The sequence below is a fragment of the Burkholderia anthinoferrum genome, assembly GCF_002925705.1.
GTDB classification, from domain to species: domain Bacteria; phylum Pseudomonadota; class Gammaproteobacteria; order Burkholderiales; family Burkholderiaceae; genus Burkholderia; species Burkholderia semiarida.
In genome coordinates this window covers 1-650 of the sequence record NZ_LFZP01000015.1, presented here as the reverse complement: position 1 = coordinate 650, position 650 = coordinate 1, and the positions used below count along the sequence as shown (strand labels likewise).

Below are 650 nucleotides of genomic sequence, written 5' to 3'. Positions count from 1 at the left end.
GTCTGCGCCTGACGCAGCTCGAGCTCGGAGCCCGTGCCGTTGTCGAACTGCAGCTTCGTCAGGTCGTACGATGCCTGCGCGGTCTTCAGCGTGTTTTCCGTGACCTTCAGCAGATCATCGGTCGACAGCAGCGTCAGGTACTGGTCAGCCACCTGCGACACCAGCGAGATTTCCGATGCCTGCCGGGCATACGACGTCGACAGGTACTGCGCGAGCGCCTGGTCCTTCAGGCTCTGCACGCGGCCGAACAGGTCGAGCTCCCACGACGCCGAGAGCCCGACGTTGTAGGCGCGCGAGATGTACGGCGCACCGGTCTGCGACAGGCCCTGCGGCACGCGCTGGATGCTGCCCGTGCCCGTGCCGTCGAGCGTCGGGAACAGCCCCGCGCGCGTGATCTGGTACTGCGCGCGCGCCGCCTCGATGTTCAGCACCGACACGCGCAGGTCGCGGTTGTTGTTCAGCGCGATCTCGATCAGCCGCTGCAGGCGCGGATCGACGAAGAACTCGCGCCAGCCGATGGCGGTCGCAGCTTGCCCGTTCGCGCTGCGCGCGCCGGCCGCGCCCGGCTGCGTCGCGTAGACGCCGCCGGCCGGGTACGCCTGCGCGACGGGCGCGTCGGGCCGCTTGTAATGCGGCGCCATCGTGCAGCC

General features: G+C 69.4%; 1 protein-coding gene. It reads right to left on the bottom strand.

Annotated elements, in window-relative coordinates:
• Nucleotides 1–650, bottom strand: a 650-nt coding sequence (locus C5F75_RS04610; protein ID WP_181035372.1) for a TolC family protein, incomplete at both ends; no start/stop codon positions are given.